The following is a 13,659-nucleotide window of genomic DNA, read 5'->3' on the forward strand; positions in this document are numbered from 1 at the left end:
GGCTCAAATAATAATTATTCTCAACATGAAAACACTGCTTCACTACTGGCCCATGCTGCTGTCCGGTACAGCGCTGGCCGCCGGCGATCCCGCCGGAATAGACACCTCCGGCACCACCCAGCCCAAGGCGCGCGAGACCATAGTCGTCAAGGGTCAGCGGGTCGAACAGAAACTGTCCGACATCTCCGGCTCCATCACAGTCATCACCGAAGAGGACTTGGAGCGCCAAATCGCCACCGAGCTCACAGACGTGTTCAAGAACGAGCCCGGCGTCTCTGTGACCGGCTCGGCGGGCCGGCCGCAGAACATCAGCATCCGCGGCATCGGCGGCAACCGGGTGCTGATCATCAAGGACGGGGTCAGGGTCAGCGACGGCTTCGGCGCCGACGACCTCAACGACAAGGTGGGCCGTTTCAGCTTCGATCTCGATGACGTCAAGCAGATCGAGGTGGCCAAGGGGGCCGGCTCCGCCCTGCACGGCTCGGACGCCATCGGCGGCACAGTGGTCATCACCACCAAGCAGCCGGAAGATTACCTGCAGGGGCAGGATGCCTACCTCAGCAGCAAGATCCTGCACGATGGCAGCAGCGCCAAGCAGAAACTGAGCGCCACCAGTGCCGCCCGCTGGGGAATGACGGAACACCTGCTGCGCCTCTCCGGCTGGCAGGGACACGAGACCGCCAACTACGACCAGAGTCGCATCCCGGCGGATCTCGACGGCCTCAGCGCCTCCACCAGCTCTCGTTTCACCCTGAATGAGCACCACCTGCTGCGCCTCGAGCTCGACTACTTCGAAGACAACGCCAAGCGGGATCAGGGGCCGCGCGAAATGCCCCAGCCCGATGGCAAGTGGCAGGTACGCCAGTACCGGGAAAACGGCGCCCAGCAGACCCAGGGCGGCAAGCTGAGCTGGGAGGCCCGCAGTCTGGATCATCTGCTGGCGGATCAGTTCACCTGGAGCCTGCACGGCAACCAGGCCAAGAACACGGCCAACAAGCGCAGCCTGCTGCAAAATGACGAGCTGAGCGGCTACCCCCGCTATCGCAGCGAGCGGGAGCTGGCCACCTTCACCGAGGATCTGATCGGCAGCGAGCTGGATATCCGCCGTGACCTGACCACGGGCGCCGTCGCACACCAGCTGAGTTATGGCGTCGAGCTGGAGCGCACCCGCCACGAGCGGCCGGTGGAGAAGCTGATGCTGGAAGCCGGTATTCCCCAACCTACCCAGTCCGCCCCCTTCAGCAGCGCCCGCACCGATCGGGCCGGCATCTGGCTGGGGGACGTGGCGACCCTGGGCAAGTGGCAGTTCACCCCCACGCTGCGCATGGATCACCAGTGGCTGAGCCCGCAGGATGGCCGGGGCGAGAGCAACCACAGCTGGCACCTCTCCCCGAGTCTGGCCACCAGCTACCGCTTCAACGAGCAGTGGCGCAGCTGGCTCAGCTACGCCAACGGTTTCCGTGCCCCCTCCTACGACAAGGTGTACGGCAACATTCCCCACTACTTTGCCCTGCCGCCGTTCGAGATCATCGCCAACCCGGCCCTCAAGGAAGAAACCAGCCACAGCTTCGAGTGGGGTGTGAGCGGCGAAGGAGATGAGTGGAGCATCAAGCCGGCCCTGTTCTACAACCGCTACTACAACTTCATCGACTGGCGTCAGGTGGGCTTTCGCCTGAGCGACGGGGTCATGCTGCGTCAATACCGCAACGTCGCCAAGTCCGAAACCTGGGGCGCCGAGATCGCCGCCAGCTACTGGCTGACCCAGCAATGGGAGCTGGCTACCAAGCTTGGCTGGGTCGACGGCAAGGACAGCCAGGGCGAATCGCCGCGCGCCCTCACCCCGCTCGAGGGCAACACCCGCCTCAGCTATCAGGCCAACGACTGGAGCCTGGGACTGCAGGCCGACTACGCCACCGCCATGAGCCGGGTGCCCACCTGCGGCAACAGCCTGACACAGCAGCAGGGTGAGTGCATGAAGACCGCCGGCTGGCTCAGCTTCGCCCTGACCGCCGACTGGCAGATCACCGACGCTCTCAAGGCCAACCTCAAGCTCGATAACCTGCTCGATACCCGCTACACCCGCTATCAGGATGTGGCCGGGCTGGAAGCGGGCACGGATGCGGGCCTCTACACCCAGACGGGCCGCTCCCTGAGCGCCAGCCTGCGCTACACCTTCGTGGGGATCTGATGCACGCGCTATTGATAATGACGGCTCTGCTGGCCAACCCGGCGGCGGCCTCCCCCACCGAGGCCGTGGGCCTGACGGTCACCACCACGGCGCCACAGAGCGCCCCCGCCATTGCCAAGCGGCCCCTGCTGATGAAGGGCGACACGGCGCGGCGCGATCCCTATGGCGGCTGGCGTGACGACAGTCGCCAGGATCCCGCCCTGCTGGCCATGCTGGGCGAACAGAATCGCTGGACCGAGCAGCAGCTCGCCGGCCAGCGGCCGCTGGAGCAGACGCTGCAGGCCGAGTGGCAGGCGCAGCCGCGCGGCGAGCCCATGCCGGACGAATGGATAAGCGAGGCGGGCAGCCAGTGGCGGATGGAGGCCGACGGCAGCCTGTGGCAGCGCAGCGGCGATCAGGCCCAGTCCCGTCAACGACTGGCGGCCCGCCAGCCGGCCAGCGGCTATTACGAGCTGGCCGGCTGGGCCCTGCACCCGAACGGGCGCTGGCTGGCGCTGGCCGAAGATCTGCGCGGCGATCGGGACTACCGCATCAGCCTGCTGGATCTGGCCGATGGCAAGACTCTCGCTACTCTGGCGCACAGGGCAGCCGATCTGCTCTGGAGCCTGGATGGCAAGACCCTCTACACCCTTGCCAACGAGCGCCGTACCCTGCGCCCCTGGCAGCTGTGGGCCTGGCAGGATGGCAAGGAGCGGCTAGTACACCAGGAGGCCGATCCCGCCTGGCTGCTCAGCCTCTATCGCACCACGGACAAACGCCACCTGCTGCTGCAGAGCAACAACCACGACAGCTCGGAGCAGTACCTGCTGGACGAGGGGGCACCCTCTCTGCTCAAGGCCCGTCAGGCCGGGCTCGAGTACTACCTGGATACCCAGGGGGAGCGGGTGCTGCTCAAGAGCAACCGGGATGGCGCCCTGGGCCTCTATCAAGCGGCCAGCCTGGCCCAGGTGGCCGAGGGCCGCTGGCAACCACTCTGGTCCGGCGAGGGCAAGAGCCTGGAGAAGTGGCGCCTGTTTGCCGACCATACGGTCCTGCAGTATCGCCACCACGGGGATGACTGGCTCGACGTGCTGGACGGTGGCGGCAAACTCAGCCACCACCTGCTCCTGACCGAGGGGGCCGGCACGGCCTGGATCCAGGGTGCCCACGACCCCGCCAGCGGGCAGATCCTGATCCGCCGCCAGGGCATGGCCGAGCCGCCGCACCAGCGCTGGCTCAATCTGGCCAGTGGCCAGTGGCAAGCCGACGCGCAGGCGCAGCGCCCCTCCCCCTACCGGAGCGAGCGCCGCTGGGTGGTGGGCAAGGACGGCGTCAAGGTGCCGGTCTCCCTGGTGTGGCGCACCGACATCATCAAGCCCAAGGCGCTGCTGCTTTACGGCTACGGCGCCTATGGCACCCCCATGCGCCCCTACTACCAGCCCCAGGTGCTGAGCCTGCTGGATCGCAGCTTTGTCTACGCCATCGCTCATGTGCGCGGCGGCGGCATGCTGGGGGACGACTGGTATCTGGCGGGGCGCGGCCGGCACAAGCAGCACAGCGTGGACGACTTCCTGGCCGTGGCCGAGGCGCTGGCCCGGGATCCGTCCATTGATCCCGCCCGGCTGTTCGCCATGGGTGGCAGTGCCGGCGGCCTGCTGGTGGCGGCGGCCCTCAACCAGGCGCCGACCCGCTTCGCCGGGGCCGTGCTGCAGGTACCCTTCGTCGATCTGCTCGGCACCATGAGCGATCCCGAACTGCCGCTCACCCGTCAGGAGTACGCCGAGTGGGGCAACCCGGCCATCCCCGCCGACTATGCCGCCATGCGCCGCCTGAGCCCTTACGACAACCTGCACGCGGCCCCTTATCCCCCCGTCTATGTGACGGCCGGACTGCACGACAGCCAGGTGCCCTACTGGGAGCCGCTCAAGTGGGTCGCCCGGTTGCGGGAGCACAGCACAGGCACGGGCCCCTATCTGCTCAGCACGGCCCTCGACAGCGGCCACCAGGCCAGCGCCGGCACGGCGCGCCAGCAGGCGGCCCGCGAGTATGCCTTCCTGCTCACCCTGGCGGGTGTCAGCCAGTGATCCCTTTTCTCATTTTTGTGTTGGAGTAAACCATGAAACCCTCTTCCCTGGCCCTCTGGCTGGCGACCTTGCTCTCCCAGCCTCTGCTGGCGGCCGAGCTGCAGTTTGTCGATGAACAACCGCTGACCACGACGCCACAGCAGTGGCTCGAACAGCGCCTCGGCGTCACGCTCGCCCCCGACTACGACAGGGCCAGCCTGCTCGGCCATCACTACAGCTTCCGCCAGCTGGTCAACGGCCTGCCGGTGGCCACCATCCAGGCCGCCGTCAGTGTCGATCTGGCCGGCAAGCCCTGGCGCCTCTATCACAACAGCCGCCCCCTGCAGAGCAGTGAGCCCGGCTGCGATGCCAGCGGCAACCTGGATCCCTTGCTCGGCCAGTTGCGCGATGCGGGCAACGAGATCGACACGCTGGGCGCGGTCGAGGCCTGGTACTGGCGCGACGGCGACACCCTGGTGCCCGCCCTGCGCCAGCGGGTGCGCGAGCACCAGGCGGGCAACGCCAAGGCCAGCTATGTGCAGCTGTTCGCCAGTTGCGACGGCAGCCGAGAGCTGGGCCGCTGGATGGATGCGGCCAGCACCCGGGCCAGCCGCACCGCCGACGCCGGCGACACCCAAGTGGAAGCACGCGTGTTCGACCCGGATCCCCGCACCCAGTTGCAAGACGCCAGCCTGGTCTGGCACGACGAGCTGGTACTGGCGGACGCCGCCTATCAGGACAAGGTGGCGCTGCCGGTCACCCTGGCGGGCGGCCACTATCTGCTGAGCGGCCCTCACGCTCGGGTGGTGGATGCCATGGAGCCCGATACGGCCCCCTTCAGCGGCGACACCCCGCAGGCGTTTCGGCTGACCCGGGACGATCGGGGCTTCGCCGACATCAACGCCTATTACCATCTGGACTTGGCCCAGCGCCACCTCAAGAAGCTGGGCTTTAGCGGGCTCATCCCGGGGGCCCTCGACATAGACACAGAGGCCGGCTATCAGGACAACTCCCTCTACGATCCGTTCGAGCGCCGGCTGGAGCTGGGTCGCAGCGGCGTGCCCGATGCCGAGGATCCCATGGTGATCTGGCACGAGTTCGGCCACGCAGTGCAACACCACATAGTGCCTGATCTCGGGGACGAGGCGGACTGGGGCGCCATCGGCGAAGGTTTCAGCGACTACCTGGCCGCCAGCCACCGCCAGCGCAGCGAGGCGGGTCGCCAGTTCGAACCGGCCATGGTGTTCAACTGGGATGCCCGTTTCACCGACCGCACCCCGCGCCAGCTGGACGATCTGCGGGCCCGCTACCACCCGGACTACAGCTATCCGGCCCACCGCACCATCAACGGCAGCAACGGCGATCAGTTGTGGGGCACACCGCTGTTCCAGGCCCTGCTGGCGTCGGTGACCGAGCATGGCGAAGGGGCCCGGGACGAGTTTGACCGCGTCATCATCGAATCCCACTTCGGGCTGGGCCCTGCCATTCGCATGCCGCAACTGGCCCGCATCACTGTGGACACGGCGGCGCGGCTCTACCCGGCCCGTCACTACGCCAGCCATCTGGAGCAGGCCTTCCGCCAGCACGGCCTCTTGCTGGCGCCGGTCAATATCGCCCTGGCCGAGGGCAGCGCCATCGAGCTGGGGCAGCGTCAATCCGTGCAACTGACCCTCACCAACCAGGGCCCGGCGCCTGTGACCCTCAATGAGCTGACCCTGACCCTGCCCGCTGGGCTGCAGGCCGATCCCTATCAGTGGCAAGCCACCACACTGGCGGTGGGTGCCAGCACCACCACCACGCTGCGGCTGCTGGCCCAGAGCCCGCTGGCCTGCGGCGATGAGGTGAGCCTGCCGGTGAGCCTCGCCATGACGGGGACCAGCCCGACCGAGCGCCAGTGGCAGCAACCACTGAGCCTGCCCATAGGCACGCCCATCATCAGCCGCGCCACTGGCCAGCCGCTGCTCCTCAACGATGCCCAGAGCGAGGAGGTTCGCGGCTTGAGCCAAGCCAGCCTGTTGCTGGAGCAGAGCAGTGCCAAGGTGAGTGAGCAGCTGCAACTGAGCCTGGATCTGCAACACGATGCCCTGGATGAGCTGGAGATCTGGCTCAACTCCCCCTCCGGCACCCGCATCCAGATCTGGGACAAGGGCTACAGCCCCTTGCCACGGCTGAAGGGGCTCTTCCCCACCGAGCTGCAGCCCCTGCAACCCTTCACCCCCTTGCTGGGAGAGCCGCTGGCCGGCAGATGGACGCTGGAAGTGGTGGACAGCAAACCCGGGCACCAGGGCCGCATCAATGGCTGGAGCATCAGCCAGCGCATCGGCGCCCAGTGCGGTGAACCGGTCGCCCCGCCGGATGACGGCATCATCCATTTCAACGTTTCCGACAGCAGCGGCGGTGGCGCCGCCAACCTGCTCTGGCTGCTGCCGCTGGCAGTCTGGCGCCGCCTTCGCCAGCGCGGCTGAGTAATCCACCCATATATAAGAAGAAGGGGCCCAGAGCCCCTTCCCAAGGACAAGAGATGAACCCAACCTATTCCCGTCTGGCCTGCCTGCTGGCCCCCCTGCTCACCGCCTGCGGTGGCGGTGGCTCGGATGAGGCGCCGCTGGCGGCGCCAGCCTATACCCTGAACGTCAATCTGCCCGAAAGTGGCACCCTGTGCGTCAATCTCAACCAGAACACCAGTTGTGACGAGGGGGAGCCCGGCGTCAGCGGCGTGGCCGGTGCCCGTCAGCTGAGCGGCACCTCCCCCGCCCTGCTGACCAGTCCGCTGCTGTTCCTGCCAACCAATCCGGCGGCGCCGACGCTGCTGCATCCGGCCGCCCGACTGGATGGCCAGACCCTGACCCCCAGTCTACTCAGCACCCTGCTGCAAAGCCGCATCGCCGAGGGACATCCCCCCAAACAGGCACTCGACCAGATGCTGAGCGCGCTGGCGCCGCTGCAACCGGGTCAGGGGCTGGCCGCCCTGTCGCAACTGGCCGACTTCAACCTGGCGCTGGGGCAACTGCTGCAGACGGTGATCGATGCCGAGCCGGGGATATCGGACCTTTCACCCGTCCTCGTGCAAGCCGTGGTGTGGCCGGCCCTCGGCAGCCTGCTGCCCGAGCTGGCCAGCCACTTCGCCCAGCACGGCGAGCTGACCAGCCTGCAGGAGAGCGTCTCCCGCCTGCTGCAACAGCAATACTCCCATCCCCTGGTCACCGGCAGCGGCGTCACTACCTACACGGATGGTGTCGACTACCTGCTCACCGAGGAGCCCGCCGACCACCCGGGCCAGGAGGCCAGCCTGAACAAGGCCCCCCTGCGCTATCGCAAGCTGGATGGCAAGGGCCAGCCCCTGCCGGATGACGCCCCCGTCTGGGAGTGTGTGGAGGATCTCACTACCCGCCTCATCTGGGAGAAAAAGCAGGATGATGCTAAGAGCCCCCGCGATCTGCACCGCACCTTCGCCTGGGAGCTTGGCGACTATCACCCCACCCAGGAGGAGCGCGACTACGCCTGCCCGCAAGGCGAGGCCATCTGTACCACGGAGCAGTATCGCCAGTGGCTCAACGCCCAGCAGCTGTGCGGCATCACCAGCTGGCGCATGCCCCACTCGCGCGAGCTGATGAGCCTGCAACACTACGGCTCGCTCGCCCGCCAGTATGGCCAGCTGGTCACCCTGGATGTGCGCTACTTCCCCGATGTCGGCACCACGACCAAAGATTTCAGCGGCTACTACTGGAGCCAGACCCTGACCCCGTCCCGTCGGCTGGAGAGCGCCCCCCTGAGCGCCATCGCCCATATCTTCCTCGGCGATGACGCCGGCACCGACTACGCCACCACAGTTCAAAACAGCGATGATGCCAACGGTCTGCAACTGCGACTGGTGGCGGAGGTAACCCGATGAACCGATTGATGTTGACCCTGCTGCTGACCCTCGGCAGCCCCCTCGCCCTGGCCACCGCCATCTGCGATGACACCATGCCCAGAACCAGCCCCACCGCCCGCTTCATCGATCGCGGCAACGGCACAGTCACGGACAGGAGCACGGGCCTGACCTGGATGCGCTGCCAGCTCGGCCAGACCTGGCGCGACCAGAGCTGCAGCGGCGAGCCGACCCGGCTTTACTGGCAGCAGGCCCTGCTGACGGCAGAGCGGATCCGCACCGAGCCCAGTCATGCCCTGTACGGCTTTGGCGGTTACCGGGATTGGCGCCTGCCTACCATCAAGGAGCTGACCAGCGTGCTGGAATCCGCCTGCTACAAGCCTGCGCTGAACGAGACCATATTCCCCCGCGCCATGGCCGGGGAAGGGAAAGAGGTGAACGACGGTTACGTCTATCTCTGGTCCTCGACCCCGGTGCCGGCCAGCAAGAGCGTCGCCTATCTGGATATCACCAGTGGCTCCGTTGGCATGCGGGCACCCGGTGCCTGGGCCAAACAGCTGCTCCTGGTGCGCTGAGTGCGCAGGGGTGGCCGGAGATACTGCTGAAAACAGGATCCGCTTCCGGCCACCCCAGCCCCTTGCCGGTGAGGCGTACAAGGAGTGTGCGCCCTGTCAGAAAACAGCCAGAACACGTCATCCTGTGCCGGATCCGGCATGATTTGCACCGCAGATCGCTGGCATGAAACGGGCAGAGCGGTTAGTCTAGCGGCGTTGAACCAACCCCATGAGGTACAGATGAAAACCGTATTGCGTTTTAGCCTGCTGGGCGCCTTGTTGCTGGGCGGCCATGCCTTCGCCGCCGAACCGAAAAAATTTGATATCAGCATGTTCCCGGCCGCCGAAGTAAACCAGGAACGTGTCGTGATCCGCCTGCCGGAAGTCGAGAACGAAGCCGACATGATGGTCGAGCTGCAGGTCGGCAAGAAAATGATGGTCGATTGCAATGTGCCGCGCTTCGCGGGCAATCTGGAGCAGCACAGCGTCAAGGGCTGGGGCTACAACTACCTGATGCTCGGCAAGGTATCCGATCCCATCAGCACCCTGATGGCCTGCCCGGATGGCCAGAAGAAAGAGACCTTCGTCCAGATCTACGGTCAGGGCTTCTTCGTGAACTACAACTCCAAGCTGCCGTTCGTGCTCTACGTCCCGCAGGAGTATGAAGTGCGCTACCGTCTGTGGCGTGCCGACAACCTGGCCCAGCCAGCCATGATAGAGTAAGTCTCCATCGAGACCAAACCTCCCGCTTTGGTTCATGATTGATGTAAAATAGAGCGCCGAATGGCGCTTTATTTTTGGCCCAAAATCGTCTGCCCCGCGCGCCAAACCTTTACAGAACCTGACATAACTCCGCTTTTTTTCTCGCTTTTTTGCTCCTGTCTCCCCTGAATGCCCACTGGATCATGGCGAAATCACTTTCGATGAAAGAGATTTATCCATATAGTGAAAAAATTGATTTTGCACTCTGCGACGGCCTGATGATACTTGCCCGCAAAGGTCAAACTAACCAGAAAAAGAGCACTATGAGCTTCGAATCCGACAAGCGTTTCAACGACTTCAAACATTTTCCCCGTGGCCTGCGTCGCAGTGGCGAATTCACTGTGGCCGAAGCGGACAGTCTGGAAAAATACGGCACCGCCATGCTGGCGCTCTATCAGGGCAACCTGACGCCGCGCGATGACATAGAAAGCGCCTTTCTCGAACAGATCAAATCCGGCGCCGCCGGCAGCAACCCCCACGCCAAGGTGTGGTTCAAGTATCTGAAGGTAATAGGTCCCAAGCGCGTGCATCGTCTGTGCACAGTCGCGGGTGGCGCCAACGAGGAAACCGGTGGCGGCGGGTTTGAAGGTGGCAGTGGCGGCGGCAGCGACGAGTCCATCGATTAATGGATACCGAACTGCTTCGGACCTTTATCGAGGTCAGCAAGACCCGGCACTTTGGCCGGGCTGCTGAGAATCTCTACCTGACCCAGTCGGCGGTGAGCTTTCGGATCCGCCAGCTCGAGCAGCAACTCGGGGTCAGTCTGTTTGCCCGTCATCGCAACAACATCCGTCTGACCGCCTCCGGTGAGCGTCTGCTGCCCTATGCAGACGCCATCTTGCATACCCTGGGCCGCGCCAGACAGGATGTGGCCCTCTCCCCCGGTTTCAGCCAGCAGCTCGCCATAGGTGCGCCCGCCGTGTTTTGGGAGCTCGATTTCAACGACTGGCTCAACCATGTCTATGCACTGGCCCCCGGCCTCGCGGTGCGGCTTGAAACCGCTTCTCGCGAACACCTGTGCCGCCAGTTGCTGGAGCGATCTCTCGATCTCGCCCTGCTCTCCGAGCCGACCAAGATCGACGAGATAGCCCTGCACCCCATAGGTGAGCTGGTGTTCGAGCTGGTGAGCCGGGATGCTGCCGCCAACGCCGACAGCCTGATGCAGATGCCCCACATTCACCTCGACTGGGGCACCAGCTTCGAGCCGCAACCCAGCCGCTTGCAGAGCCTGCAAAAGACCCCTGTGCTGCACTCGAGCTCAGCCAACATGGCGCTGCAGTTCGTGCTGGCCAACGGTGGCGCCGCCTATCTGCCGCGGCGCATGGTGAGCCCCTTCCTGGAGCAGGGACGGCTGCATCTGGTGGAGGGGGGGCAGCCACTCAGTCGTCCGCTCTACCTCGCCTATCTGGAGAAATCCGATCGCCGGGAGCTGATCGATCAGCTGCTGACCCTGCCGCTCGGTTGGGATGGCGCCGATCTGCGCCTGCCGCAGCCCGAATAACCTCGGGCCGGACAGCACAGACAGAAAAGGGGCCGAACAGGCCCCTTTTTTATGATGCTTGTGTGCGATCTCGTCAGCCGTGGTGGCGGCGGTCGTTGGCCTGGGCCAGCAGCATGCGACTCTCCCGCAGGAACTCGTCGGCATGTTCGCCGAAGAAGCCGGACACCTGCGAGAAAGCATCGATGAAGCCGGCCCTGTCCCCCTGCTCCAGCAACCCCAGCACCTCGCCAAAGTTCTGGTAGTAGCGGCGGATCATCGCCAGATTCTGCGGGGACGACAATATGATGTCGGCATAGAGCTCGGGGTCCTGGGCAAACAGCCGCCCCACCATGGCCAGCTCCAGCCGGTAGATGGGGGAGCTCAGGCTCAGCAGGCGATCCAGATTGGCCCGCTCCCGGGAGAGGTGCCAGCCGTAGGCGAAGGTGGCGAAGTGGCGCAGCGCCTGGATGAGGGTCATGGCCTCGTCGTGAGCCTTGGCTTCCACCTGTTGCAGACGGGCGCCCCAGATGGTCATCTGATCCAGCAGCCACTGACTGGCGGCCGCGTCACGGCCCTGACAGCAGACGATCACCTGCTTGGCGAGGCTCGCCACATCCGGTCCGAACATGGGGTGCAGCCCCAGCACCGGGCCTTTGTGCACCGCCAGCATGTGCTCAAGCGGCGCCGCCTTCACGCTGGTGACATCCACCAGCAGGCAATCGGCGGGCAAGTTGCCGAGCCGGTCGATGATCTGGCAGGTGATATCGATGGGCACGGCCACCATCACCAGACCCGCGTCAGCCAGGATGGCGTCAGCCCTTGGCCAATCGGCTTGTTCCAGGGTCTCGACCCGGTAGCCGGAGAGGCCGAACATCTGGCCGAACAAGCGGCCCAGCTGGCCCTGGCCGCCTATGATGACCACCTTGCCAAGCTCCGGCTTCATGCATTTGAAATGGTTCTCTTTTTCGCTGGCCGATTCGAGGATGTAGGATTCGCGCATCACCCGGCGCAGCACGTCTTCGATGAGATCGCCGGGCACCCCCAGCAGCTCGGCCTCGGCTCGGCGGCGGGCCAGCATGCTCGCCTCCCTGTCCGGCGCATAGATGGGCAGGCCATGGCGGCTCTTCACCTCACCCACTTCCCCCACCAGGGCCAGACGGGCGGCCAGCAGATCGATCAGCTGCCTGTCCACCGCATCTATCTTGTCCCTGAGGGCATTCAACTCTTCAGCCATATCCAGTCCCTGCTGGCGCCGCTGGCGGCGGCGCCCTGTGATTCAAGAGGCAACAAGGTATCACCGCATGGGCGGTGATACCTCTATGGTTCAATTAGTTACGACAAGATACCACGGCTTAACGCCCGGTTCTGCCCCTGAGCGGCGGCGCCAGCTCGCGATGGCATCGCGCCAGCAGATTGGCTGTGCTATCCCAGTCGATGCAGGCATCCGTGATGGAGACGCCGTAGCGCATCTGCTCCTTGGGCTGCTCGCTGGACTGATTGCCCTCGAACAGGTTGGATTCGAGCATCACCCCTATGATGGAGCGGTTGCCCTCCTGGATCTGGTGGATGACGTTGTCGGCCACCTTGGGCTGCAAGCGGTGATCCTTGCTGGAGTTGCCGTGGCTGCAATCCACCACCAGGCCGGGCAGCAGGCCCGCCTTCTCCAGCGCCTCTTCCGCCAGCGACACATTGACCGAGTCGTAGTTCGGGTGCTTGCCGCCGCGCAGTATCACGTGGCCATCCGGGTTGCCCTGGGTCTGCAGCAAGGCGACCTGGCCCTGCTGGTTGATCCCCATGAAGGCGTGGGGGCTGGAGGCCGCCTGCAGCGCATTGATGGCGGTACCCAGATTGCCGTCTGTGCCGTTCTTGAAACCGACCGGCATGGAGAGGCCGGACGCCATCTCCCTGTGGGTCTGGGATTCTGTGGTGCGTGCACCTATGGCCGACCAGGAGAAGAGCTCGGCCAGGTATTGCGGGCTGATGGGGTCGAGCGCCTCGGTCGCCAGCGGCAATTCCAGCTCCGCCAGCCAGCACAGCAGCTCGCGGGCACGATGCAGCCCCAGCTCCACATCGAAGGTGCCGTCCAGGTTCGGGTCATTGATGAACCCTTTCCAGCCGACCGTGGTGCGCGGTTTCTCAAAGTAGACCCGCATGACAATGTAGAGAGAATCCTGGTAGGCATCATGCAGCGCTTTGAGTCTGGTTGCGTACTCTTTGGCGGCGTCCATGTCGTGGATGGAACAGGGTCCACAGATCACCAGCAGGCGGTGATCGCGACGGTGGATGATGTCGGCTATGGTAGTGCGGGCCCCTTGCACGAATGCCAGCGCCTGGTCGGAGATGGGTAGCTTCTCCTTGAGCTGGGCAGGCGTGATCATCACTTGTTCGGACTGGATATGGATGTTGTTCAGGGGGTCTCTTTGCATGATCTCATTCTCTCTACAGTATTTAAGCCAATTGCACCGAGTGTATTTATTTGTTTACACAAGTCAGCGCTTTGTTACGCAACCGCCCTCACCTTACCAAGGAAAAACAAACAATCAAGTGAAACTAGCGGATTAACTGTCTAATAGATGGATAAACGACCAACCTGGCGTTCTAAACAGCCAGAAAGTAGCGGATAAAAAGCCCCTGACCCGACAAAATCGTAAACATGTTGTTACACCCCAATGCTGCCGTCAGCGCTGCTCGACCACAATCCCACCCCAGTGCTTGCCTCCATTTTATAAAAAAAGCGGGACACCTGGCCCCGCTTGCGTTCC

General features: G+C 64.5%; 10 protein-coding genes. 8 read left to right on the plus strand and 2 right to left on the minus strand.

Going from position 1 to position 13,659, the window contains the following annotated elements:
* Positions 1–25 precede the first annotated feature (25 nt).
* The 8 genes from CK910_RS19620 to hdfR all read left to right on the plus strand — a co-directional run bounded on the left by CK910_RS19620 (position 26) and on the right by hdfR (position 10,918).
* Complete coding sequence (locus tag CK910_RS19620) at positions 26–2,188, plus strand: TonB-dependent hemoglobin/transferrin/lactoferrin family receptor (RefSeq protein WP_098984418.1); 2,163 nt, start codon at positions 26–28, stop codon at positions 2,186–2,188.
* Positions 2,188–4,251: a prolyl oligopeptidase family serine peptidase gene (locus tag CK910_RS19625; RefSeq protein WP_098984419.1), complete on the plus strand. Its 2,064-nt coding sequence runs from the start codon at positions 2,188–2,190 to the stop codon at positions 4,249–4,251. The genes CK910_RS19620 and CK910_RS19625 overlap by 1 nt, the downstream gene beginning before the upstream one ends.
* A gap of 32 nt (positions 4,252–4,283) precedes the next feature.
* A complete protein-coding gene (locus CK910_RS19630) occupies positions 4,284–6,695 on the plus strand; it encodes a proprotein convertase P-domain-containing protein (RefSeq protein WP_098984420.1) in 2,412 nt (803 codons plus the stop codon).
* Between the two features lie 56 nt (positions 6,696–6,751).
* Positions 6,752–8,122 carry an Lcl domain-containing protein gene (locus CK910_RS19635; protein ID WP_098984421.1) on the plus strand — a complete coding sequence of 457 codons (1,371 nt, stop codon included), beginning with the start codon at positions 6,752–6,754 and terminating at the stop codon, positions 8,120–8,122.
* Positions 8,119–8,676, plus strand: coding sequence for an Lcl C-terminal domain-containing protein (locus CK910_RS19640; RefSeq protein ID WP_098984422.1), 558 nt, complete (start codon positions 8,119–8,121; stop codon positions 8,674–8,676). Before CK910_RS19635 ends, CK910_RS19640 begins: the two co-directional genes overlap by 4 nt.
* A 219-nt stretch (positions 8,677–8,895) precedes the next feature.
* Positions 8,896–9,378 (plus strand): serine protease inhibitor ecotin, encoded by a 483-nt coding sequence (gene eco, locus CK910_RS19645; protein ID WP_043557129.1) that lies wholly within the window; start codon positions 8,896–8,898, stop codon positions 9,376–9,378.
* Positions 9,379–9,680: 302 nt separating this feature from the next.
* Entirely contained in the window at positions 9,681–10,043 is a 363-nt protein-coding gene (locus tag CK910_RS19650) for a DUF413 domain-containing protein (protein WP_042865769.1), read from the plus strand.
* Positions 10,043–10,918: an HTH-type transcriptional regulator HdfR gene (hdfR, locus tag CK910_RS19655; protein WP_098984425.1), complete on the plus strand. Its 876-nt coding sequence runs from the start codon at positions 10,043–10,045 to the stop codon at positions 10,916–10,918. The genes CK910_RS19650 and hdfR overlap by 1 nt, the downstream gene beginning before the upstream one ends.
* Positions 10,919–10,991: 73 nt before the next feature.
* Here hdfR and tyrA read toward each other — a convergent pair whose 3' ends face one another.
* Both tyrA and CK910_RS19665 read right to left on the minus strand, forming a co-directional pair.
* On the minus strand, positions 10,992–12,131 hold the full coding sequence (tyrA, locus tag CK910_RS19660; protein WP_043557130.1) for a bifunctional chorismate mutase/prephenate dehydrogenase: 1,140 nt from the start codon (positions 12,129–12,131) through the stop codon (positions 10,992–10,994).
* Positions 12,132–12,249: 118 nt separating this feature from the next.
* Complete coding sequence (locus tag CK910_RS19665) at positions 12,250–13,323, minus strand: 3-deoxy-7-phosphoheptulonate synthase (RefSeq protein WP_098984426.1); 1,074 nt, start codon at positions 13,321–13,323, stop codon at positions 12,250–12,252.
* Between the last annotated feature and the right edge of the window lie 336 nt (positions 13,324–13,659).

Origin of the sequence: Aeromonas sp. CA23, assembly GCF_002587065.1 — a bacterium.
GTDB lineage: Bacteria > Pseudomonadota > Gammaproteobacteria > Enterobacterales > Aeromonadaceae > Aeromonas > Aeromonas bestiarum.